This window comes from Bradyrhizobium sp. 132 (assembly GCF_023074185.1).
Lineage (GTDB): Bacteria > Pseudomonadota > Alphaproteobacteria > Rhizobiales > Xanthobacteraceae > Bradyrhizobium.
On sequence record NZ_JADPKY010000099.1, the window covers coordinates 98,207 to 120,541 of the forward strand.

The following is a 22,335-nucleotide window of genomic DNA, read 5'->3' on the forward strand; positions in this document are numbered from 1 at the left end:
CCTGTTAGAAGTCGAGTTCGGGTGGCACCCGCGGATGCGGGAAAGCTCCGCGGGAGACGCGTGTCACTAGACCGTCCGCAAGACATCGTGCGACTTGCCTGCGATCGCCAGCACGCGCTCGGCCTCTCGAACCATCGCCGGTTCGACGACATGGCCGGAAAGGACCGGCATTGCGTTTTGGGCGGTGGTGCAGGCCTTCACAACAGCCCGCGCATGGTTCACCGCGTCCGCCGAAGGGGTGAAGAGGGCGTTGAGCGCAGCGAGCTGCTCGACGCGGAGCGCCGCTTTTCCGGTCATGCCAAGTTTGCGGCTCGCGATCGCTTCCGCTTTGAGGCCTGCCTCATCGGCTTTGAAGTAGGGCACGTCGATGGCTGCGATGCCGGTGCTGGCCGCGGCCGCGACGACCTGTGATCGTGCGAACAGCAAATTTTCCCAGGAGCCTTCAGCACCAAGATCGGCCGCGAGATCACCGCCGCCCAGGAACAGACCGCAAACACGCTCATGCGCATCCGCCATGAGATTGGCAACGAAAACCGCCCTTGCGAGCTCGACCATCGGAATGATGCCGATCGTGGACTGCGAGCCATCCAGGATGTCGACCACGACCCGGATTTCGTCCGCGGACTGGCACTTGGGAATGACGATTGCATCGGGTTGGCCGCCGGCCTCGAGAAGGGCCAGCAGGTCGCGGAGCCCGATCGCGGAGCGCGGGCTGTTGATGCGCAGGATGCGGACGAAGTTGGCTTCGCGCGGCTCACGCAAGAAAGCCAGTGCCGTGTCGCGCGCGTGCCGCTTGTCATCGGGGGCAACCGTCGACTCAAGATCAACCATGATGGCATCGCCGCCGGCCGCCCGGGCATCAAGAAAACGGTCCGGCTTGGAGCCTGGGGTGAGCAAGAAGCTGCGGCATGCACGGAGACGACGGGGAAGCGAAACGGCCAGGCTTGAAGGCCCGCCGGCGCCATTCCCGATCGGTTCGCTGCGCGAGCCCGAATTTGATCCATTACTCTTCATCATGTCGTCAACCTCCGCTGCCATCGCGAGTTACTAGAGCCGCTCTCCGGTCGGGGAGCTCACTCGATGATCGATGCAATAGAGGTAGGTTGTGAGCGTCGTAGGACTATTAAATAGGATTTGAGGTGACTAAATTTTCATTCATAACGCTGCGGGTGCAATCGCGCGCTCTCCGTGCGTTTGATCGGCTGACAAATGTTCATGCGTGGGTCGGCAGAGCGCGAATGAGCCCGCGCGAGGGCGAGCAGGTTTTATCTGGATCATCTCGTTGCGACCGAGTCCCCTTCGCGCACGTGCCGCCCGGGGTCGCGAGCGGCACACGCATTCGCACTTGCTCTTCAGCTAACCTTGGCGGCGTCGCCACCGGTGACCGCAAACTCGCTGCCAGTCACCAGCGCAGCGGCGTCGGACGCCAGGAAGACCGCCACCGGCGAGATGTCTTCAGGCTGTAGCCATCCCACGTGAAGCGGAACAGTCGGAGCACGTGCATCCCACGTTTGCTGCGCGGTAGGATGCGAAGAAGGCTGGCGATTCGATTGCGCTATTGCCGCCCGGAATCGCTGTTCGTTGAAGGTCAGAGGCGTCCCGACCAGTCCCGGCAGAATTGCATTAACGGTGACGTTGTACCGCCCGAGTTCGAGAGCCGCCGATTTCATCAGGCCCAGGATACCCCATTTCGACGCGGAGTAACTCGCTCCATCCATCGTGCCCATTCTGCCCTGCATCGAAGAGAGCAGGACGATACGACCACGGTTGCGGGCAACCAGCTTGGGTCCGAAGGCCCGAATCGTGTTGGCGGTGCCGTTGAGATTGTTCTCAATCTGGTCGTGCCAGTCCATGTCGTCCATCTCCATCAGCGGCTTCCAGCCTTGGATGGCGGCATTGGCCACGACAATGTCGATCTTTCCGTGTTCGCGCTCTACTCTGTCCGCAATTGCCCTCAGAGCTTTGATATCTCGAATGTCTGCTTTGACAGCGGTTGCCCGCCGGCCATACTTCCCGATCTCCGATACTGTTTCGGAGAGCTCTGCCTCTGTAGCTGGAATCGCATCAGCAGTCGGACTGATCGGTCCCGCAATGTCGAGAGCCACGACGTCTGCTCCATTGGCGGCGAATTCGATGGCGATGGCGCGACCAATTCCGCGGGCTGCACCCGTCACCACCGCCACCTTGCCGGCAAGCGCTGAGCCGCGCGCCGGGACGATCGGACCGGCGGTTCTTCCGACAGCAGGCATCGGGTATGGTCCGCCTACTGGCTCGGCCACGGGCGCATGCTTGATCGGATCGGCTGCGGCAACCCCACCCGATAACGCCAGGCCGGTTGCCGCAAGTCCCGCGCATACCAACACGGATCGCCGCGGCAGACTATTCCCGGCATTCTGTAATTCCTTGCGAGAACTCTCGCTCATTGCAAAGCTCCTTTTACGTTGGGGTCATGTAGTTTAGTGATCGGGTCGCTATGGCTTTTGGCTCATTGACTTCCGAGATTCACTCACACGGGTGCTGACGACCGTCATGGCCGATGAAAATGCCGGGGGCCCGGCCGCGGGACTGATAACTCTTGTGGAGGAGCGATGCCGCTTTCCCTCGCCGCAAAGGTCTCCATAGCTGCAGGGTCCGACGCCAATGCAGCCGCCGGCGTGGGCGCTCCACCGTTGAGAACATCCAGATTAGGGTGATAGAACGCAAAGTTGCCTGGTTCCTGGATAGCGGCCTGCGCGAATACCGGCGTTGGCGCCGTCGCCGAAAGAAGGGCCGCCACGGCGAATGTTTTGAGTGAAGTCATAGTGCGTCTCCATGCATGGGTTGATGCAAGAATTCGCTGAGCGCGCAAAAGCAATCAGATGAAGATGCTCTGGTGACGCGGGTTTCTCGCCTTTGAAGCATCCGAACATTCGGATGTTTCGAGCTGCATGTAGACCGGCGACGGGCCCGTCCCATTAAATTGCGCGTCACAAAACCTCAATTCGCTGCAAGACGTGGATCGTGGTTCAAGCCAGTCCATAGCGCGACGCCGAGTCACTTCATGTCCATCGAGTTCATTACGGCTGGCGGAGTCGCGGAATTCTGGCTTGAGTTCGATTGCGGCAACGGCGTTTCGTTTGCCTTGGGGAGCTTCCCCGATGGCGCGGCGCATGATCGATATCTCCCGCTCCTGTTGCGCGACGATGTTCCGCGCCAACTGCCGCAGTTCTTCGTTACGACCGTATTGTAGCTCGGCGCGGGCCATTTCGATCGCGCCTTGATGGTGAGGGATCATCATAGCGGCAAAGTCGTGGTCCATGTCGCTGGTTGGCTTGACGAGCATCGTCTTGCTCATGTTGCTCATCGCCGTGCCATTATCGACGACGAATTAATGCTCGTTGCTACCGGCACCGCTCGTTGAACTCTGCGTCAATGAGGGTGAAGCTGCAGCAGTTAGCAGCATCGTGGACAGCAAGATTGCGCGCGAAGAAAGAGCCATATCGACCTCCAATGGGGTAAACCCCAGCCACATGAGGAAGTGGTGAGCCGTCGATTATCGATGTCGGTTCGCCAGATGGCGCCTTCAATTAAATTTAGTTTCAGGATTGCGAGCGCGGAATTCAGGCTAGATCTCCAAAATTCTTGTTGGGTCGGGCGGGCGACCTCCTACTTGCTTCCGGTCAGTTTGACCAAACCGTTTGCGGCGCCCGCGATCCATTCACGAATGGTGCGGGCTTTCCACACCGTCGCTGGCCGCAAACCCAAGGCAGGAACCTCGTGATGGCGACAGCTTCCCTCAACGTGAACGGCAAATCGGTTTCCGTCACCGTCGACGATCCAGACACTCCTCTGCTCTATGTCCTGAGAAATGAGTTGGGCTTTCATGGACCTCGCTTTGGGTGCGGTCTGGGCCAGTGCGGTGCCTGCACAGTGCACATCGACGGAACGGCCACTCGATCCTGCGTTACGCCACTCTCGACAGTTTCGGGCCGGATCGTCACGCTGGAGGGTCTCGGCACGGATACCAAGCCGCATCCGCTCCAGACAGCCTTTATCGAGGAACAGGCCGCGCAGTGCGGCTATTGCATCAACGGCATGATCATGCAGTCGGCCGACCTTTTGGCGCGCAATCCGAAGCCAAGCGAGCAGGACGTCAAGACCGAACTGGCGAACAATCTCTGCCGCTGTGGAACGCATCTGCGCATCGTGCGCGCAGTCATGCGCGCCGCGGCTGGGTCCCGACGGAGATAAGCAATGAATGAGATGATCAATCGGCGCACGCTCCTGCAGGTCGGCGGCGCGCTCGTTGTGGCCTTCAGTCTTCCGATCGACCGCACGAGGGCAGCAGCCGTTGGCGGAAAAACCGTGTCAACCGATCGGGTCGACGGCTTCCTTGCTGTCGCGCGCGATGGACGCGTTACGGTTTACTCCGGAAAGGTCGATCTCGGCACCGGGGTGCGGACCGCGCTGACTCAGATCGTCGCCGACGAGCTTGATGTCCCTATGAAGGAGGTCACGATCATCGAGGGCGACACCGCGCTGGCGCCCGACCAGGGCACGACCAGCGGCAGTTTCTCGATCCAGAACGGCGGCATGCAGTTGCGCCGCGCCGCGGCGACGGCCCGCCAAGCCCTATTGCGACGGGCCGCTGCGCAAATGCGACGCGATATGTCAACGCTTACCATTCGCGATGGTGTCGTCGTTGCCGCAAGCGGCGAGCGGCTGCCACTCGGAAGTCTGGTCGAATCGACAACGCTTGCGCTCGAAATCGCAAACGATGCGCCGCAGAAGACACCTGCCGAATACACTGTCGTCGGCAAGCCGGTGCCCCGCCTCGATATCCCGGACAAGGTGAACGGCCGGTTCACCTTCATGCAGGATTTCAAGGTCCCAGGCATGCTGCATGGCCGAGTGGTGCGCCCGGCGGGCTTCGGTGCGACGGTCGTCTCGTATGACGAGACTTCAATTGCCAAAATCCCCGGAATTGTAAAGGTCGTCCGCATCAGCAATTTTCTTGGCATCGTGGCCCAAAGCGAGTGGAGCGCAATCCAGGCCGCGCAGCAACTGAAGGTCACCTGGTCGAACTGGAATGGTCTTCCCGAACAGAGCAAGATCTGGGAGCACGTCCGCAATACCCCGATAGCGCGCGACGATGTCACTAGCCGCGCCGGACTCTCGCGTGGCACCCTGGATGCGGCGCCTTGTAAGCTACAGGCAACGTACGATTTTGCCATGCACACCCACGGCTCGATCGGCCCGTCCTGTGCGGTGGCGAGCTTGGCAGATGGCAAGCTCACCTGCTGGACCGCTTCGCAGGCAACGCACGACTTGCGCAAGCAACTCGCCGCGATGTTTGACTTGGCCGACGCCGACGTTCGCTGTATCTATGTTGAGGGCGCAGGCTGTTACGGCCGCAACGGACATGAGGACGCCGCGTCGGATGCGGCGCTCCTGGCCCGCGCCGTCGGCCAGCCGGTCCGGGTGCAATGGATGCGCGCCGACGAGCACGGTTGGGATCCCAAGGGACCGCCGACGCTGCTCGATATGCGGGCGGGCCTCAATCAGCAGGGCAATGTGGTTGCTTGGGAATCCGAGCTGTTCGTACCTGACGAGGTCGGCGGTCGCCTGGTGCCGTTGGTCGGCTCCGATCTCGCCGGTCTCAACAGTCTTGCCAAGCTCAGCCCCGGTGGCGTGCTGAACGACCACGCGATTCCCTATGTCATCCCGAACGTCACGACGACCGCGCATCGACTGCAATCGACGCCGTTGCGACCGTCCTGGATCCGCTCGCCTGGCCGTCTGCAAAATACTTTTGCCAACGAGTCCTTTCTCGACGAGATCGCGGCGAGCACCGGCACCGACCCGCTTGATATTCGCCTTCAGCATCTCGACGACGCACGCGGCAAGGATCTTCTGGAGCGACTGGCCAAATTGAGCAATTGGCGTGAGCGTTCTCAACCCGATCGCAATGCCGAGGTCGTCACGGGACGCGGGCTGGCATATGTGAAATACGAGCTGGTGCGCACCTATGTCGGTGCGGTCGCGGAGGTCGAGGTCAACCGCAACACCGGCGCCCTTTCAGTGAAGCGCTTCTACATCGCGCATGATTGCGGGCAGATCATTAACCCGGACGGGCTTCGCAACCAGATCGAGGGTTGCGTCGTGCAGACTGTAAGCAGGGTCCTCAAGGAGGAGGTGACCTTTGATCGTTCCATGGTCACGAGCCTAGACTGGTCCAGTTATCCCATCCTGAGTCTTCCTGAGGTACCGGAAATCGTGATCGACCTGATCGACCGTCCCGAAAAGGTCCCATGGGGCGGCGGAGAGCCGGCTTGCGCCGTCATTCCCTCCGCTATCGGAGGCGCAGTGTTTGAAGCGACGGGCGTACGGCTGCGCTCAGTGCCATTCACGCCAGCCAAGGTTCTAGCGGCGCTTCGCGCCACGTAAGTGAGCGGTGTCCAATCTGGTTTTACATAGTCTGTGATGACCACACACCGAACGTCGGACAATGGAGACGGACAATGGCGGCCTCGATATGGCCGGTCACTTCGCGAACGCGGGCGCCTGCGCCGTTTTTTCGCGGCGTCGCCAATCTGACGTGCCGGGTACTGCTTGCATCTGAACGCAGCCGGTTCGTTATCCGCTGTGCGACCAGCGCATCGTTGGCGTACGGCCTGGCCACACTTGTCGGACTGCAGCACCCCCTCTGGGCCCCCGTCTCGGCCCTGATCGTTTCGCAGGAGGACGTCACAGCAACCATTGCCTCCATTCGAGGGCGCTTCGTCGGCACGCTCATCGGTGTATCAGTGGCCCTGCTGGTAAACTCGATCGGGCGCATGATCGCGCTGCCGTTGGTGCTGCAGATCGCAATCGGTGTGGCGATTTGCGCGGCCGCCGCGATGGGGCGGCCATTGATTCGGATTTGTTTGTGGACCTGTCCCCTCGTCCTGATAACAGCGGCTTCCGGTCCTGCTCCAGCGCTGGTCGCATTGACGAGAGGTTCCGAAGTGGTCCTCGGGGCACTTGTTGGCGGCGGCGCGCATGTCGTCGAGGAGAAACGTGGATCAGCGGCGAAACCGCCCATCTCGAAAACGATCGAAGCGGACGCCGACCATACTTCTGGCCACTGAGTCCTGCTCCATTGGGACGTCCCTCCAGTCCGGAAGCGAAGCTAAACCTGAATTTACACGATTAAACTCGATTTTATGGCGCCTTCTGTTGTGCTAAGGCTATGTTTTCTGGTGTGAAATCTACGAAATACCATCAGCCTGCCGAGGCAAATGACTGGACGGGCGGAGCCCTGCCCTCACGGGGCAGCGGCGGCGCCGGGGAAGACGCCATGCCGAAGGTGCTGCTAATCGAGGATCACGACGAGACGGCTCAACAGATCATGGATGAGTTGTCCGGGCATGGATACGAGGTCGACCGGGCGGCGACGGGCATCGAGGGCCTCGACAAGGCGCGCGCGGGCGAGGCCGACATCATGATCGTGGACCGTCTGCTTCCCGGTATCGACGGCCTGACCATCATCGAGGTCGCAAGGCAAGAGCAGGTACGCACTCCCGTTTTGGTGCTGAGCGCTCTCGGAGCGGTCGATGACAGAATCCGCGGATTGCGAGCCGGCGGCGATGATTACCTGACGAAGCCGTTTGCGATCCTCGAACTGATTGCACGGATTGAGGCCCTGCTGCGACGTCCCGCCGAGAATCGCGACACGGTGCTCCGGCTGGGTCCGCTTGAGCTGGATTTGCTTGAACGTACGGCAACACGCGACGGCCGTCGGCTCGACCTCCTGCCTCGCGAGTTCCGGTTGCTGGAATACATGATGCGCCGGAAAGATCAATTGCTTACGCGGGCGATGCTGTTTGAGGAAGTCTGGAATTACAAGTTCGTGCCGCAGAGCAATCTGGTGGACGTTCATATGGGGCGCCTACGCCGCAAGGTCGATCCGCCGGGCCAGCCGCCCATGATTCTCAACGTCCGCGGAGAAGGATTCGTGTTGCGTGCGCCTTCCTGAGATTGCTCGAACCCAGGCGTTCCACTGGAACACCTTCCGCGGAAGCTTGGTCGCGTCGGGACTGTTCGCAGTATGTGTCATCCTGATAATCGCCTTCATCTATTGGCCGACTTCCAGATACGTGACCTCGAGCATCGATCGGCTGATCACCGACCGCGCCAACATGTTCTCGAGCCTTTCTCCGCAAGAGCGGCTTCAGGCGCTTCAGCAACACCTCAGCGAGGACCCGCGCCGGGTAAAGCTTGCTGGTCTATTCGACTCGCAAGGAAATCGTATCATGGGGAACATTCAGAGCCTGCCGCGCGGGCTATTGCTCGACGCTCCTGCGCAAGAGCTTTCATTGGTACGGATCGATGCCGTCGGCCGCGAGCAACAGACCGCTCGTACGGTTGCGCGCAAGCTGGAAGATGGACAGACGCTTCTTGTCGGCCGGAACACCGACGAATTGACGGAGATGGGACACACGGTAGAGCGCGCTGTGATATGGGGGCTCATTCCGGCATTGTGCCTTGGCTGCTTATTTGGCGCATTCCTGAGCATCCGGACGCAGCAGCGGCTCAATCAGGTTAACCAGCTGATTCAGCGCATCGTAGCGGGCGAATTGCACGAACGCTTGCCGGTGCAAGGTAGCGCGGCCTTCAGCGAATTGGCGCGACTGATCAATGGAATGCTGGACGAGATCGAGGCCCTTCTTCGTAATGTTGCCGCAGTCGGTGATGATATCGCGCACGATTTGCGAACGCCGCTCACGAATGTGAGGATGACGCTCGAAAGAGGCCGGAACAAAGCGACCAGCCTTGATAATCTCAAGGCGTCCGTCGATCACGCCATTACGGGCCTTGATCAGTCACTTACTATGGTCACGGCACTGCTCCGTATTGCCGAGATTGAACATAGCCGGCGTCTCGTCGGTTTCCGCGATGTTGAATTGGCCGAGCTGGTACGCGACGTCGCGGATCTCTACGACCCGATCGCAAAGGAGAAGGACGTCGCCTTGATGGTAGACGCCAAGGAAGAAATTCGCGTTCGAGGAGATCGCGATTTCTTGTTCGAAGCCATTGCAAATCTCGTCGACAATGCCGTGAAGTTCACTCCCGAATGCGGTCACGTCGAGCTGAAACTTTGCCGGATCGGGCGGAAGAGCGTTGTACGCATCACTGACACCGGACGTGGAATCGCGGCGAGCGAGCGTGATCTTGTGACCCACCGCTTCTACCGATCGGACAAGAGCCGCGGCGAGCCCGGGCTTGGATTGGGTCTGAGCCTGGTCGTCGCGATCGTAAAGCTGCATGGGTGTCAGTTCGCTATCTCGCCCTCACCGACCGGCCGCGGCTGCGTTGCAGAGATCGCTTTTGAGCGGGCTGCCTCACAAGATAGCTGACGGCATCGCCGCACCAAGCTTCTTCCGCCTTAAATTCAAATTTATGTCCGCGCCGCACCAATTTAGTGGCTCCGCTGTCCTGGCTGCGTATCTCTTAATGCAGATCAGGAGATTCCGATGCAACGACGATTGTCGATGGCAGCGCTCGCGCTGCTGTTCACTTGTGGGGCCAGCAATGCGCAAACCGCGCTCAGTTCCTCGGGAATGGGCGCTACTTCCCCGCTGGGCGTGCCGGGCGCGAGCGGAACGAGCGGCTCGAGCATTACTACCACCCCCCTCGGGGCGACCGAGATTGATCCGGGCGGCCTGGGGACGACGGCCTGTAGCGCAACCGGCTCGCCCAGCGGGATGAGCGGCATGTCACCCGCTTCCAATACAGGTGGAATGGGCAGCACTTCATCCACTTCCTCGACCTTTGACGGCGGCGGCTTCGCATCGAGCCCCAGCTGCTCGACGACGTCCGGCAGCGTGACGTCATCAACTCAAACGCCGGGGTCGATGTCGAACGTGGTCGGCAGCACGATCCCGCTTGGCGCGACGGAGGCCGATACCAGCGGCGAAAGTCCGATGACATCGGTACCGCTACCCAACACTTCGGGCACGGCGTATGGCTCCACCATGCCGGGGACCACGACGCCGTGCGCGACCGGTTCCTCCGCCTCCACCGGTATGAACATTTCATCCTCATCAGGCTGCTGATTGCTTCGGGGGCGTTACATGCGCAAGCTATGGCTCGCTATTCTCGCCGGCGTGATCGTTGCCGGAGGAGCTGCATTGGCCGCTCGGCAAATCCGCCCGCCCAAACCAAGTGTGGTAAGCGTTGCGCCGGAGTCGGTGCCGGTCGTGGCGGGAACGGTGCTTCGTCACGATGTGCCGATCTACCGGCGTGGCGTAGGCACGGTGATTGCCTATAACAACGTAATCGTGCGCAGCCAGATCACCGGCCAGCTCGTCAAGATCGCCTTCACGCAGGGACAGACGGTCAAGAAGGGGGATCTCCTCGCCGAGATCGACCCGCGCCCATATCAAGCGCAGCTCGATCAAGCGATCGCCAACCGCGATCGCGATCAGGCGCAGGTCGACAATGCACAGGCCAATCTGAACCGCTACGTGTCGCTCGCCAAGAATGGTTGGGCAAGCACCCAGCTCGTCGATACCACGAAGGCTCAATTGTCCCAACTTCAGGCGATGGTGAAGTCCGATGAGGGCGCCATCGAGCAGGCGAAAACCAACTTGAGCTACACGCAGCTGACCTCCCCAATCGATGGCGTGACCGGCCTTCGCCAGGTCGATATCGGCAACATCATCCATCCGACCGACACAGCCGGCCTGGTGGATGTCACCCAGATCCAACCAATCTCACTGCTGTTCTCGCTTCCCCAGACCGATTTTGTGGAAATCGATCGGGAGATGGCCAAGGGACCACTGAAGGTCCTCGCCTATAGTCAGGATGACAAGACCCAGCTCGACGAGGGCAAGCTCGATCTGGTGGATAACCAGATCGTCCAGACCACCGGCACGATCCGGCTGCGGGCGAGCTTCCCCAATGCCAAGCGCATGCTCTGGCCGGGCGAGCTCATCAACGCGCGGCTGTCTCTCGAGACCCGCCACAACGGCCTCACCATCCCGGCTTCCGCGATCCAACAGGGTCCGCACGGCCCCTTCGTCTGGGTGATCGGGACAGATGAAACCGTGACGACGCGTCCAGTGAAGGATGCCGAAATCAGCGATGGCAATGCGCTGATCGATTCAGGGCTCCAGGCCAACGAGAAGGTTGTGGTCGACGGCCAATATAGGCTGCAGCCGGGTACCCGCGTGCAGGAACTCCAGGGCAGCGCGGCGAAGGAAGCAGACCTCCGGAACTCCGTCGAGCAGGAAATCCCATGAACATCTCCGCGACGTTCATCCACCGGCCGATCGCCACGGTGCTGCTGATGGCCGGGCTGTTGCTCGGCGGACTGGTCACCTACCGATCGCTACCCGTCGCCTCCCTACCGAATGTCAACTTCCCGACGATCTCGGTGACCGCAAGGCTGCCTGGCGCCGATCCGCAGACCATGGCGTCTTCGGTAGCGACGCCGCTCGAACAACAGTTTTCGCAGATCCCCGGGTTGACCCAGCTGACCTCTGCGAACGCACTCGGATACACCCAGCTCACCGTACAATTTGATCTTAGCCGCGATATCGACAGCGCGGCGACCGACGTTCTTGCCGCGATCAATGCGGCCACTCCGTATTTGCCGATAGGAATTCCCTATCCTCCGACGATCCGCAAGGTGAACCCTGCGGATACGCCAATCATCGTTATGGGGCTCACGTCGGATACGTTGCCTCTCACCACCGTGGACGCCTTTACCGAAAACATCCTGGTGCCGAAACTCTCGCAGATCGGGGGCGTCGGACTGATCGGCATTGGCGGCCAGCAAAAGCCGGCGATCCGCGTGCAGGTCGATCCGACGGCACTTGCCAATCGCGGCATTGGCCTGGAAGACGTTCGCAACGTGCTGACGCAGGCCAATGTCGATCAGCCGAAGGGCACGCTGAACAGTCCGCACCAGACCTTTACCCTCGGCACCAATGATCAGCTGCTCAAGCCGGACGCCTACAAGAACCTGATCGTCGCGTACCGCAACGGCGCACCGGTGCACGTCAGCGACATCGGCAACGTCGTCGAAGGATCCGAGAACAATCAGATCGGCGCTTTCGTCAACAAGCAACCGGCGATCATCCTGGCGATTCAACGCCAGCCGGGCGCCAACGTCATCCAAACCGTCGACCTGATCAAGTCCCAACTGCCGCAGCTACAAGCCGCGCTGCCGCCCGGCATCAAGCTCGATATCCTGTCCGACCGCACTCAGACGATTCGCGCCTCCGTTTCCGACGTGCAATTCACGCTGCTGTTGACGGTGGCGCTGGTGGTGATGGTCATTTTCATCTTCCTGCGCAATTTTTGGGCGACCGTAATACCCGCCATCACCGTGCCGCTGTCGCTGATCGGCACGTTCGCCGCCCTCTATGCGTTAGGGTACAGCCTGGACAATCTCTCGCTGATGGCGCTGTCGATCGCGATCGGATTCGTGGTGGACGATGCGGTCGTCGTCATCGAGAACATCGTCCGCCATCTCGAAGCCGGGCTAAGCCCGATGGAAGCCGCTCTCAAGGGCTCGAGCGAAATCGGCTTCACCATCATATCGATCACGCTGTCGCTGATCGCGGTGTTCATCCCGCTGTTCCTGATGGGCGGCTATGTCGGCAAGCTGTTCCAGGAATTCGCCATCACGGTAAGCGTGTCGCTAGTGCTTTCGCTGCTGATCTCGCTGACGCTGACGCCGATGATGTGCTCGCGTCTGCTCAAGCATGACACCGGGAAGCACGGATGGCTGTACCGGCAGTCCGAACGCGCTTTCGACGGCCTGCTTGCCATCTACGAGCGCGGGCTGAAAGTGGCGCTGCGCCACCGCCTCATCACTCTGATGACGATGTTCCTGGCCATCGCGGTAACCGGCTATCTATACGTCGTCATTCCAAAAGGCTTCTTTCCCCAGCAAGATACCGGTCTGATCGTCGGAATCGCCGAAGCCGCCCAGGATATTTCCTATCCAGCAATGGCGCAGCGCATGCAGGCAGTCATCGCCAAGGTGGCCGACGATCCGGCGGTCCTGTCCGTGGGCTCCGCGATCGGCGCCGGTGGTGGGGTTGCCACGGTCAATCAGGGACGCGTCTTCATCACGCTCAAGCCGCGCGAGCAGCGCGACGCCAGTGCGGACGGAGTGATCAACCGGCTCCGAACCAAGCTCGCCTCGGTGGAGGGCATCACCCTTTACATGCAGGCCGCCCAGGACATCACGGTCGGTGCGCGGCTGGCCAAAACCCAGTTTCAATATACGCTTACCGACTCCGACCAGAACGAGCTCAATCACTGGTCGGCCATCTTCCTGGACAAGTTCAAGAGCATTCCGGAGATTGCCGACGTGACGACGGACCAGGAGAATGCCGGGCCGCGGCTTGATGTCGCCGTCAACCGGGGTGTCGCATCAAGCTTCGGCATTCTGCCTTCGGCCATCGACAACACGCTTGATGACGCGTTCGGCCAGCGCATCGTCTCGACCATCTTCACGTCTCTCAACCAGTACCACGTGGTGTTGGAAGTCCTTCCGCGCTTCCAGACCAGCCCGGCCGTGCTGCAGCAGATCTATCTCAACTCTTCCAATGGACAACAGGTGCCGCTCAGCACGCTCACCAAAAGCACGGTCAGCGCCGCGCCCATCGTCATCAACCACCAGGGAATGTTCCCCTCGACCACCATCTCGTTTAACCTGAAACCGGGAGCGGCGCTCGGCACCGCGGTTGCCGCGATCCAGGCGTTCGAACGCACCAGCGGCAAGCCGCTCTCGCTCGTCACCACGTTCCAGGGTAACGCAAACGCCTTCCAGGCGGCGCTTTCGGGCGAGCTGGTGCTGGTGTTTGCGGCGCTCATCGTCATCTACATCATCCTCGGCGTGCTGTATGAAAGCTTCATACATCCGATCACGATCCTTTCCACGTTGCCCTCTGCCGGCATCGGTGCGCTGCTTCTATTGATCGCGGTGCATATGGACCTCAGTGTGATCGCCATCATCGGAATCATTCTGCTGATCGGCATCGTCAAGAAAAACGGCATCATGCTGGTCGACTTTGCGCTTGAGGTCGAACGCAGCCAAGGACTGAGCTCGGAGGAATCGATCTACCAGGCCTGCGTGCTCCGCTTCCGGCCCATCCTCATGACCACGATGGCGGCGCTATTGGGAGGCGTGCCGCTGATGTTGGGCACCGGCGCCGGCTCGGAGATCCGGCAGCCGCTCGGCTATACGATCGTTGGCGGATTGATCTTCTCGCAGCTTCTGACGCTGTTCACGACGCCCGTTGTCTATCTCTATCTCGATCGCCTTCAGGAGCTGCTTCGCAGCCGACGTGCCCGCACGACGGAAGCGGCATCGAGTTCCACCGCGGTTTGAGGTCCCTCGCCACGCTGCGGCCGCCCCGCTCTGGGGCCGTGCCGCAGAAGCCGGGTCAAGTTAACGGCAAATTTAAGCGCCGGAATTCCATTTTAATAGCTCCACCGTGCCCCATCCCTCACTGTTTGCCTGCCGGGCTCAAACCTATCGGAGCTGCACAAATGCAAGACTGCAACGTAGCTGTCGCGCGAACCAGTTTGGAAATGACGACGATCGATCGGTCGCCGCGCTCTCATCACGACGAGTACGCCACCGCGATCAGACGATTCGAGATGCTTGAACAAGAGCAGGAGCAGCTGCTTGCATGGCGCTGGCAAGAGCTTGGCGATCGCAGTGCAGCCGACGCCCTCGTCACCAGTCATCTTCGCCTCGCCGCCAAGGTCGCGAAGGGTTATCAGGGATACCGTCTTCCGCTCGCCGACATCATCTCCGAAGCCAATCTCGGCCTGGTTGTTGCCGCAACACGATTTCAGCCTGGCCGAGGCTCGCGTTTTTCGACCTATGCGCTGTGGTGGATCAAGGCCACGATTCACGAATACATTCTTCGTTCCTGGTCGCTGGTCAAGATCGGAACCACGGCTGCGCAGAAGAAGCTGTTCTTTCGTCTCAGGCGCGAAATGAGAAAGCTCGCAGGCGAGACGGCCAGTCTCACGCCGGAGAAGGCTGAAGCCATAGCTAAACTGCTCGAGGTCACCCCTCGCGAGGTGATCGAGATGGATTGCCGATTGAATGGCGACTTGTCGCTGAACAGGCCCGTCAACGGGGAGGACGAGACAACGGACTGGCAGTCGATGCTGGTGGACCAGTCGCCCACTGCCGAGATGATCCTGGCCGAGCACGACGAAGCGGCACGGAAATCTGGCGCACTTCACGCGGCACTGGATGCGCTGACGACACGGGAGCGGCGAGTGTTCGAAGCAAGGCGGCTGAGCGAGAAGCCTCCTACGCTTGATGAATTGGCGCGCGAATTCTCGATTTCCAGCGAGCGCGTGCGGCAGATCGAGACTAGCGCCTTTGTAAAGATCAAGCGGGCTGCAAGAAGGCATTTGAGGCCGGATGCGGAGCTGCGTTCACCAAGGTCAGAGTTCGAACTTCAAAAAGAAGCAGCATAGGCGTCCCAGACTGGGCGGGCCGGCCAATCAATCCGGCTTCAAGCTTGAACATCGCGACGAAGCCCCGGCAAGCGAGATCTGCACGACGCAACCCGGCCCGGGCAGGATCGTAAATCGGAAGCCGTGCAGCTTTATAATCGCGTGAACGAGGCTCAGCCCCAGCCCAAGGCCGGGCGCCGCACGACGGGTCCGCTCCGATCGGTAAAAGCGTCTGGTGACGAGATCTCGCTCCGCTTCAGGGATCCCAGGGCCAGTATCGGTGATACGCACGACGTCGTCGTTTCCAGTGCGGCATAGCCTCAGTTCGACCCGGCCTCCTTGCGGCGTATATTTCACGGCGTTGTCGACCAGATTGGAAATGGCTTCGAGCAGAAGATCGCGATCGCCCCAAGCGATGATTTCGTCCTTCGCCTCCACGATCAGAGCGACGCCTTTCCGTTCGGCGAGCGGCTCATAGAGCTCTCCGGCTGCGCGCACGAGTTCCGTTAGAGAGATATCGGCGAATCCCGCCAAGCGCCTATTCTGATCAATCTCGGCGATACGAAGCAACCCCGTGATCGTGTTAAGCGATCGATCAAGCCCTCCAATGGCCTGTTCAAACACCGTTTGTACCTGGTCGAGGCGCATTGCCTCGTCGCGGCCGCGCTCAAGAACCATCCTGACGGACGTCAGCGGCGTGCGTAGATCGTGTGCGATCTGATCTCCGACGCCGGCGAGCCCGCGGATGAGAGCCTCGATCTCATCTAGCATCGCATTAAACAATATCGCAAACTCATCCAACGGATCGTTCGTGCCCCTCAGCGGCAAGCGCTCGCGCAAATCCCCTGTCAGGATTTTCTGAACCGATCGGTCAAACAAATCGATACGTGCGCGCGTTGCCCTCCTGCTCATGAAGGCTCCGGCCGCCAATCCGAAGCACAGGACCGGGACGACACTCAAGGCCATAGCGCTATCCACCGCACTTCCCGCCCGCCTTACTTCGTCGATGCTGCGACCGACGACCAGCGCCGATCCATCGTCAAGTCGACGGACAATAGCGCGCGCTACCTTTTCCTCGCGCCCCAAGGCGTCGACGCGTATCATGGCAAATTCCCGAGCGTATCCGGTAGCGGCCAGCCCAAATGGCAGAGTCTCGACATTGCCGCCGAGGCGGCTGCCATCCTCTGCGAACCGCCCTATGAGATGCACCCGGCGCAGATCCCGCTCGAGGAACTGCTGAAACTCCTCATTCAACCGCTGGGCTGGGAGTGTGGAAAAGGCATCGGCCAGATCGGTAATTGCCCGATCGATGTCAACAATCGCCTGGCTGGAGATCCACCAATGCAAAAATCCCCATGTCAGCAGCAAGCATATCGCACACACTCCTGAAAGCATACTGGCCCAGCGGAAGCTCGTCGACGCCAGTCGCTTATGTAGGCTCATTGGCATGGCTCAACGCGCAGCTTTCGATACGCTGGCTGCGGCAGAGGGCTGCCTAAACCGACGCGCGATTGATGCCATCATCAGCTGGTCCGTAGAACGCGCGTGGCATGCGCCGGTTCAGCCTGCATCTCTGGCAGGACTTCAGCGAGTGCTTTGGCAGAGTTGCCTGAGACGATTGAGCTAATCATTGAGCCTCCGCGGACGAACCGGTCATGTTCACTATGCGCATTGGCGATTTGATCGTGCACGCTTTAAATTATCTTCTTCGATTTTCGTTGTCAAACGCTGGCGAGTCAATCGCGCGCGATCTATACCAGAGTATAACTTGTGGGAGGTTCCAGTGGCGATCCGAAAGAAGCGTCAGATCCGGCAAAAGACCCAAATGAAGCGCGGTCCCGCGTTGAACGAATTGCTGTGCTTCTCGATCTATTCGGCAGGGCATGCATTCAATCAGTTCTATCGCCCGCTGCTGAGCAGAATCAGACTCACGTATCCTCAATACCTGGTGATGGTAGTGCTCTGGGCAAAGGATGACCGCACGGTCAAAGAATTGGGTGAGGCGCTTTTCCTTGAGTCGAACACATTGACCCCGATCCTGAAGCGGCTCGAAGGAATCGGCCACATCGTCCGCGCGCGTGATCCCGAAGACGAGCGGCAGGTCCGCGTGCGCCTGACGGATCGGGGGCTCGCGCTGCGTCGCGAAGCCGCGAATATCGTGGCCTGCGCCGAAGAAGCCCTTGGGATGTCCGAGAGCGAACTCGTCAGGGTCCAGCGAGAAGTATCTAACATCCGCGACCGGCTGCTGGACTACCGGCGGAAAGTCGATCCCGACTCTCTCCGATAGGATGACGAGCGACCAGCGAAGCGCCGCTAAATTCGGATTTAATGCGGGAAACGCGAGTTTAGTGGTCTGAGGTTTCCGGAGATCTATTGTGTCCCTTTATCTCCACCAGCCAAAGAGAGATCAGATGGATCGATATCAGCAGGACGGGACCTCCGGAATCCTGAGCTTCCCCCCAACTGCCGGCGACAGAGCTCCGCGCGCTCGAATGAACGGCGAAGGCCTCCCTCTTTTGCTCCAGGAGGTCAATCACCGGATTCGCAATCTGGTGGCCATGATCGAAGCGGTTCTTGGACAGACGCAATCTCGGACCGTGGACGATTACCGCGAGAAGGTGATCGCCCGAATTTCCGGCTTGAGCGACTTTTATGAAGTGATGTACCGATCGGACACAGGGAAAATCGGGCTCGCTGAATTGCTGAAGCAGACGATGCGTTCCTGTTGCGCACGAAGCGGTCAGGTCGTCGTGGGCGGACCCGATGTAGAACTTGGATCGAAGTTGGCACTTTGGTTGCACTTGGTCATTCATGAGCTCGCCACCAACGCCAGGAAATACGGTGCGCTGAGTTCAACAGATGGGACTGTCAATCTCACTTGGGAGGTCCGGCAGGCACTCGGCGCCGCCGGTAAGCTCGCCCTTGTCTGGTACGAGGATGGGGGGCCGGAGGTGAAGCAACCCAAGCGCCGCGGTTTTGGTTCGCGCCTGATTACGAAGGCTCTCGACCAATACGGCGAAGTGCAACTCCACTTCCGGCCGGCGGGCGTTGCTTGTTCCATGCTCATCGATTTGGATCGAGATGTGGGCACGTAGCCGAAGCGCAATGCGGCAACAACGCTCGCCGCGGGACCGCGGCTACCCACACCGATTTGTTACTCCGAACCGCAAGAACAACACCTACCTATCGTCTCGCGAAAGGAGTTTCGACATGAAGATGCTTTCCATTCTTTGTATCGCTCTCTCCCTTGGCGCTTCAACCAGCACGGCATTTGCCCGCGCCGGCATGGGATCGCCTTCCATGTCCATGACAGGTATGTCTATGACAGGCGGCGCCTTCGGCACCAGCGCTGCAGCGCCCGGCACCAATTCATTGGGCACAGCGCTTTCGTCAGACACCGTGGGCAACGGCCGCCCTATGAAAGGACCACTGCTCGGCACCGATCCCGCCATCGACCGGGAGGAAGCGAAGGTCAATAGGACGATGAATTCGATCTGCCGGGGCTGCTGATGGCGCGTCGGCAGTGCCGTGAGATTGCGTGCAGAGCATGATGATGGGCCAGTGCTTCTAAATTCAAATTTAGTCACCTTAAGGCCTATTTAGTAGTCCTACGCCGCAGCCTCCTTACCTGCCTGCCTAGACGTACAGCGAATTCCTCGGAACAGCGAACGCTGCACTGCGGGCTCGTACTCAATGACTTCCAGGAGGCGCAAGTGCCAAGCAAAACTGTTGCCGATCAATTCGTCGAAACTCTTGCGGCCGCGGGCGTTAAGCGCATCTACGGCGTTGTCGGGGACAGTCTCAACGGCCTGACAGACGCCATCCGTCGGCACGGCAAGATCGACTGGATTCATGTCAGACACGAGGAAGTCGCGGCCTTCGCCGCCGGTGCCGAGGCGCATCTGACCGGCGAACTCGCCGTGTGTGCGGGCAGTTGCGGACCCGGCAACCTTCACCTCATCAATGGCTTGTTCGATTGTCACCGTTCGCGCGTGCCCGTGCTTGCGATAGCGGCGCACATTCCCTCATCTGAAATCGGCAGCGGCTACTTTCAGGAGACCCACCCGCAAGACCTATTCCGCGAATGCAGCCATTACTGCGAGCTTGTGTCCGGTGCGAACCAGATGCCCCGCGCGCTGGAGGTCGCGATGCGGGAAGCAGTGGGAAAGCGTGGCGCGTCCGTCCTGGTCATTCCGGGCGATGTTGCCCTGCAGCCGGCCGCGGTGGCCCCGTCGCCAAAGCGCGCAAACTTGCTTCCGCCTGTTCCCGTCGTTACGCCGGCGCCTGCGGACCTCGACCGCCTGGCGAAACTTCTCAATGGCGCGAGCCGCGTGACACTCTTGTGCGGCTCCGGGTGCGCGGGCGCGCATGATGAATTGTTGGCACTCGGCGAGCGGCTCAAGGCGCCGATGGTGCACGCATTGCGCGGCAAGGAACATGTCGAAGGGCACAATCCTTTTGACGTCGGCATGACGGGACTAATCGGCTTTTCCTCCGGGTATTACGCCATGCGCGACTGCGACGTGTTGCTAATGCTCGGAACGGACTTTCCTTACAGGCAATTCTACCCGGAAGCAGGCGGCACGCGCATCGGACAGGTGGATCTTAGGCCAGAGAATATCGGCCGCCGTGCCGCGGTGGATGTAGGCGTGGTCGGCGGCGTACGCGAGACGCTTGCGGCATTGCTCCCAATGCTCAATCAGAAGTCCGACGCCGCGCATCTCGCGCAAGCCCAGCGAGACTATGCCAAGGCGCGCAAGGCGCTCGACGAACTTGCCGTAGGCAGGCCCGGCAAGGGGCTGATCCATCCCCAGCAGATCGCGAAGGCGATCAGCGACCAGGCGGCCGAGGATGCGGTTTTCACCTGCGATGTCGGCCTGCCAACCGTGTGGGCCGCCCGCTATCTCGCGATGAACCGCAAACGCCGGCTGGTCGGTTCGTTCTGGCACGGCTCGATGGCCAATGCCATGGCCCAGGCTCTCGGTGCGCAGGCCGCCTATCCCGGCCGACAGGTGATCTCGCTCTCAGGCGACGGCGGCTTCACGATGCTGATGGGAGATTTCCTCACCCTCGCCCAGCACGGTCTTCCGGTGAAGGTGGTGGTGTTCAATAACAGTGCGTTGGGCTTCATCGAGCTGGAGCAAAAGTCGACCGGGATCCTGGACTACGGCACCGAGCTGAAAAATCCAAATTTCGCGGCGGTGGCCGAAGCCGCCGGCATACGCGGCATTCGCCTGGAAGACCCCGCCGACGTCGACAACGGAATTGCCGCGGCCCTCGCCCATGACGGCCCGGTCCTCATCGACGCCGTTGTGAACCGGACGGAGCTCGCCATGCCACCCTCCGTCACGCTGGAGATGGCGAAGGGTTTTACACTTTACATGGTCAAGGCCGTGATCAGCGGACGCGGCGACGAGGTCGTCGACCTCGCGAAAACGAATCTCTGGCGTTGATGGGAGCCTGCAATGGAATTGACAGCGCTGCTGCTCTCGCGCCTTCAGTTCGCCTTTACCATCTCATTTCACATCATCTTTCCGTCCTTCACAATAGGCCTTGCAGCGTGGCTCACCGTTCTCGAAGCGCTGCACATTGCCACGGAGCGGCCGGCCTATCGTGTGTTGTTCGAGTTCTGGCTGAAGATATTTGGCGTCGCCTTCGGTCTCGGCGTGGTCTCCGGAATCGTGATGGCGTTTCAGTTCGGCACAAATTGGAGCGAGCTGTCCCGCATGTCGGGGCCTATTCAAGGGCCGCTGATCTCCTACGAGAGCTTTACTGCCTTTGCACTCGAAGCGAGCTTCTTCGGAATCCTGTTGTTTGGCCGCTCCCGTGTTCCGCCGTGGTTCTACCTGTTCGCCACCGCCATGGTCGCCTTGGGAACCACGTTGTCGGCCTTCTGGATCATGGTCAACAACAGCTGGATGCAGGTGCCGATGGGCTACACCGTCGAGAACGGCACGTTCGTACCGGTGGATTGGTTCAAAATCATCTTCAGCCCGGTGGTCTGGGTGCGTTTCCCGCACATGCTGCTCGCCGCCTATCTCACAGGCGCCTTCTGCGTGGCCGCCACCGGCGCGTGGTACTTGCTCAGAAGAATCTACACCGCAGAGGCCCGGATCATGCTCCGGATGGGCCTCTATCTCGCGGCCGTGTTGCTACCCGTCCAGCTTCTGTTTGGCCATCTAGTCGGCGATTACACGCATGACTACCAGCCGGCGAAGTTTGCCGCGATCGAAGGCCGCTGGCATGATGAGCAACCCGCGGCCGAGGTCGTTTTCGCACTGCCGGATGAAGCAGCACAGGCCAACCGATACGAGATCAAGATTCCGATCCTCGGCAGCTTGATCGGCAGCATGAGCTTCAATTCCAGGGAGGTGGGCCTGACCAACTTTCCGCCGCAGAATCGGCCACCGGTGCTGATTCCCTTCTTCGCCTTCCGCATCATGGTCGGCTGCGGTCTCTTGATGCTGGCGCTGGCATGGTTCGGCTCTTACCAGTGCGGGAAGCGTCGGATTCACCGCAACTCCCTCCTGCTCTGGTCAATTTTTCTGAGCTTTCCTCTACCATTCATCGCAACGCTAACAGGCTGGTTCACGGCCGAAGTGGGACGCCAGCCCTGGACGATCTACGGTCTGCTGCGGACCGCCGACGCTGTGACGCCGTTCTTGACGACGCGCGCTGCGGCGACTTCGCTCTTCGTATACTGCGCGGTTTACACATTCATCTTTGTTTTCGGAGTCCACTACATCTACCGCTTGCTGCGGGCAGGTCCCGCGGGCGGCCTTGCGATCGCGACGGCCGGCATTCCCAACCGTCCCATGTCCGTGGCCGATCCTGAAGACAACGTCGCCCTTCCTCTTCCCACCGGAGAATAGC

At 60.4% G+C, this 22,335-nt stretch carries 18 protein-coding genes; 13 read left to right on the plus strand and 5 right to left on the minus strand.

Annotation, left to right across the window (positions count from 1 at the left end; genetic code table 11):
* Positions 1-66: 66 nt before the first annotated feature.
* The 3 genes from IVA74_RS19830 to IVA74_RS19840 all read right to left on the minus strand — a co-directional run bounded on the left by IVA74_RS19830 (position 67) and on the right by IVA74_RS19840 (position 3,334).
* Entirely contained in the window at positions 67-1,038 is a 972-nt protein-coding gene (locus IVA74_RS19830) for a CoA ester lyase (protein ID WP_346730960.1), read from the minus strand.
* 314 nt (positions 1,039-1,352) lie between these two features.
* The gene (locus IVA74_RS19835) at positions 1,353-2,423 is read right to left on the minus strand and encodes an SDR family NAD(P)-dependent oxidoreductase (protein WP_247347409.1); all 1,071 of its coding nucleotides are present in this window, start codon (positions 2,421-2,423) and stop codon (positions 1,353-1,355) included.
* 431 nt (positions 2,424-2,854) lie between these two features.
* Positions 2,855-3,334, minus strand: a complete 480-nt coding sequence (locus IVA74_RS19840) for a DUF305 domain-containing protein (RefSeq protein WP_247347410.1) — start codon at positions 3,332-3,334, stop codon at positions 2,855-2,857.
* A 425-nt stretch (positions 3,335-3,759) separates the two neighbouring features.
* On the opposite strand from IVA74_RS19840, the gene IVA74_RS19845 reads away from it, so the two are divergent.
* The 5 genes from IVA74_RS19845 (at position 3,760) to IVA74_RS19865 (ending at position 9,377) form a co-directional block, all read left to right on the plus strand.
* Positions 3,760-4,230, plus strand: coding sequence for a (2Fe-2S)-binding protein (locus tag IVA74_RS19845; protein ID WP_247347411.1), 471 nt, complete (start codon positions 3,760-3,762; stop codon positions 4,228-4,230).
* A gap of 3 nt (positions 4,231-4,233) precedes the next feature.
* Positions 4,234-6,426 carry a molybdopterin cofactor-binding domain-containing protein gene (locus IVA74_RS19850; RefSeq protein WP_247347412.1) on the plus strand — a complete coding sequence of 731 codons (2,193 nt, stop codon included), beginning with the start codon at positions 4,234-4,236 and terminating at the stop codon, positions 6,424-6,426.
* Positions 6,427-6,500: 74 nt separating this feature from the next.
* A complete protein-coding gene (locus IVA74_RS19855) occupies positions 6,501-7,109 on the plus strand; it encodes an FUSC family protein (protein WP_247347413.1) in 609 nt (202 codons plus the stop codon).
* A gap of 209 nt (positions 7,110-7,318) precedes the next feature.
* A complete protein-coding gene (locus tag IVA74_RS19860; RefSeq protein ID WP_247347414.1) occupies positions 7,319-7,996 on the plus strand; it encodes a response regulator transcription factor in 678 nt (225 codons plus the stop codon).
* Positions 7,983-9,377 carry an ATP-binding protein gene (locus IVA74_RS19865; protein WP_247347415.1) on the plus strand — a complete coding sequence of 465 codons (1,395 nt, stop codon included), beginning with the start codon at positions 7,983-7,985 and terminating at the stop codon, positions 9,375-9,377. Before IVA74_RS19860 ends, IVA74_RS19865 begins: the two co-directional genes overlap by 14 nt.
* Positions 9,378-9,859: 482 nt before the next feature.
* Here the strand turns inward: IVA74_RS19865 and IVA74_RS19870 are convergent, their stop codons facing one another.
* A complete protein-coding gene (locus IVA74_RS19870; RefSeq protein WP_027301870.1) occupies positions 9,860-10,054 on the minus strand; it encodes a hypothetical protein in 195 nt (64 codons plus the stop codon).
* 40 nt (positions 10,055-10,094) lie between these two features.
* On the opposite strand from IVA74_RS19870, the gene IVA74_RS19875 reads away from it, so the two are divergent.
* The 3 genes from IVA74_RS19875 to rpoH all read left to right on the plus strand — a co-directional run bounded on the left by IVA74_RS19875 (position 10,095) and on the right by rpoH (position 15,483).
* Positions 10,095-11,264, plus strand: a complete 1,170-nt coding sequence (locus IVA74_RS19875) for an efflux RND transporter periplasmic adaptor subunit (protein WP_247347416.1) — start codon at positions 10,095-10,097, stop codon at positions 11,262-11,264.
* Positions 11,261-14,371, plus strand: a complete 3,111-nt coding sequence (locus IVA74_RS19880) for an efflux RND transporter permease subunit (RefSeq protein WP_247347417.1) — start codon at positions 11,261-11,263, stop codon at positions 14,369-14,371. The genes IVA74_RS19875 and IVA74_RS19880 overlap by 4 nt, the downstream gene beginning before the upstream one ends.
* A gap of 203 nt (positions 14,372-14,574) precedes the next feature.
* A complete protein-coding gene (gene rpoH / locus IVA74_RS19885; protein ID WP_247347419.1) occupies positions 14,575-15,483 on the plus strand; it encodes an RNA polymerase sigma factor RpoH in 909 nt (302 codons plus the stop codon).
* Between the two features lie 27 nt (positions 15,484-15,510).
* Here the strand turns inward: rpoH and IVA74_RS19890 are convergent, their stop codons facing one another.
* Complete coding sequence (locus tag IVA74_RS19890; protein WP_247347421.1) at positions 15,511-16,830, minus strand: HAMP domain-containing sensor histidine kinase; 1,320 nt, start codon at positions 16,828-16,830, stop codon at positions 15,511-15,513.
* A 457-nt stretch (positions 16,831-17,287) separates the two neighbouring features.
* On the opposite strand from IVA74_RS19890, the gene IVA74_RS19895 reads away from it, so the two are divergent.
* The 5 genes from IVA74_RS19895 (at position 17,288) to IVA74_RS19915 (ending at position 22,334) form a co-directional block, all read left to right on the plus strand.
* Complete coding sequence (locus IVA74_RS19895; protein WP_247347477.1) at positions 17,288-17,749, plus strand: MarR family transcriptional regulator; 462 nt, start codon at positions 17,288-17,290, stop codon at positions 17,747-17,749.
* A gap of 124 nt (positions 17,750-17,873) precedes the next feature.
* Positions 17,874-18,557, plus strand: coding sequence for a sensor histidine kinase (locus IVA74_RS19900; RefSeq protein ID WP_247347423.1), 684 nt, complete (start codon positions 17,874-17,876; stop codon positions 18,555-18,557).
* A 115-nt stretch (positions 18,558-18,672) separates the two neighbouring features.
* On the plus strand, positions 18,673-18,972 hold the full coding sequence (locus tag IVA74_RS19905) for a hypothetical protein (RefSeq protein WP_247347425.1): 300 nt from the start codon (positions 18,673-18,675) through the stop codon (positions 18,970-18,972).
* Positions 18,973-19,175: 203 nt separating this feature from the next.
* A complete protein-coding gene (gene poxB, locus IVA74_RS19910; protein ID WP_247347427.1) occupies positions 19,176-20,915 on the plus strand; it encodes a ubiquinone-dependent pyruvate dehydrogenase in 1,740 nt (579 codons plus the stop codon).
* Between the two features lie 12 nt (positions 20,916-20,927).
* Positions 20,928-22,334, plus strand: a complete 1,407-nt coding sequence (locus IVA74_RS19915) for a cytochrome ubiquinol oxidase subunit I (protein WP_247347430.1) — start codon at positions 20,928-20,930, stop codon at positions 22,332-22,334.
* Position 22,335: the final 1 nt, after the last annotated feature.

Coding starts and splice junctions, on each gene's coding strand:
- rpoH (WP_247347419.1), top strand. CDS start 14,575: ATGACGACGATCGATCGGTCGCCGCGCTCTCATCACGACGAGTACGCC.
- IVA74_RS19860 (WP_247347414.1), top strand. CDS start 7,319: ATGCCGAAGGTGCTGCTAATCGAGGATCACGACGAGACGGCTCAACAG.
- IVA74_RS19870 (WP_027301870.1), bottom strand. CDS start 10,054: ATGTTCATACCGGTGGAGGCGGAGGAACCGGTCGCGCACGGCGTCGTG.
- IVA74_RS19845 (WP_247347411.1), top strand. CDS start 3,760: ATGGCGACAGCTTCCCTCAACGTGAACGGCAAATCGGTTTCCGTCACC.
- IVA74_RS19875 (WP_247347416.1), top strand. CDS start 10,095: ATGCGCAAGCTATGGCTCGCTATTCTCGCCGGCGTGATCGTTGCCGGA.
- IVA74_RS19895 (WP_247347477.1), top strand. CDS start 17,288: ATGAAGCGCGGTCCCGCGTTGAACGAATTGCTGTGCTTCTCGATCTAT.
- IVA74_RS19840 (WP_247347410.1), bottom strand. CDS start 3,334: ATGAGCAAGACGATGCTCGTCAAGCCAACCAGCGACATGGACCACGAC.
- IVA74_RS19850 (WP_247347412.1), top strand. CDS start 4,234: ATGAATGAGATGATCAATCGGCGCACGCTCCTGCAGGTCGGCGGCGCG.
- IVA74_RS19880 (WP_247347417.1), top strand. CDS start 11,261: ATGAACATCTCCGCGACGTTCATCCACCGGCCGATCGCCACGGTGCTG.
- IVA74_RS19830 (WP_346730960.1), bottom strand. CDS start 1,038: ATGGCAGCGGAGGTTGACGACATGATGAAGAGTAATGGATCAAATTCG.
- IVA74_RS19905 (WP_247347425.1), top strand. CDS start 18,673: ATGAAGATGCTTTCCATTCTTTGTATCGCTCTCTCCCTTGGCGCTTCA.
- IVA74_RS19900 (WP_247347423.1), top strand. CDS start 17,874: ATGGATCGATATCAGCAGGACGGGACCTCCGGAATCCTGAGCTTCCCC.
- IVA74_RS19835 (WP_247347409.1), bottom strand. CDS start 2,423: ATGAGCGAGAGTTCTCGCAAGGAATTACAGAATGCCGGGAATAGTCTG.
- IVA74_RS19855 (WP_247347413.1), top strand. CDS start 6,501: ATGGCGGCCTCGATATGGCCGGTCACTTCGCGAACGCGGGCGCCTGCG.
- IVA74_RS19915 (WP_247347430.1), top strand. CDS start 20,928: ATGGAATTGACAGCGCTGCTGCTCTCGCGCCTTCAGTTCGCCTTTACC.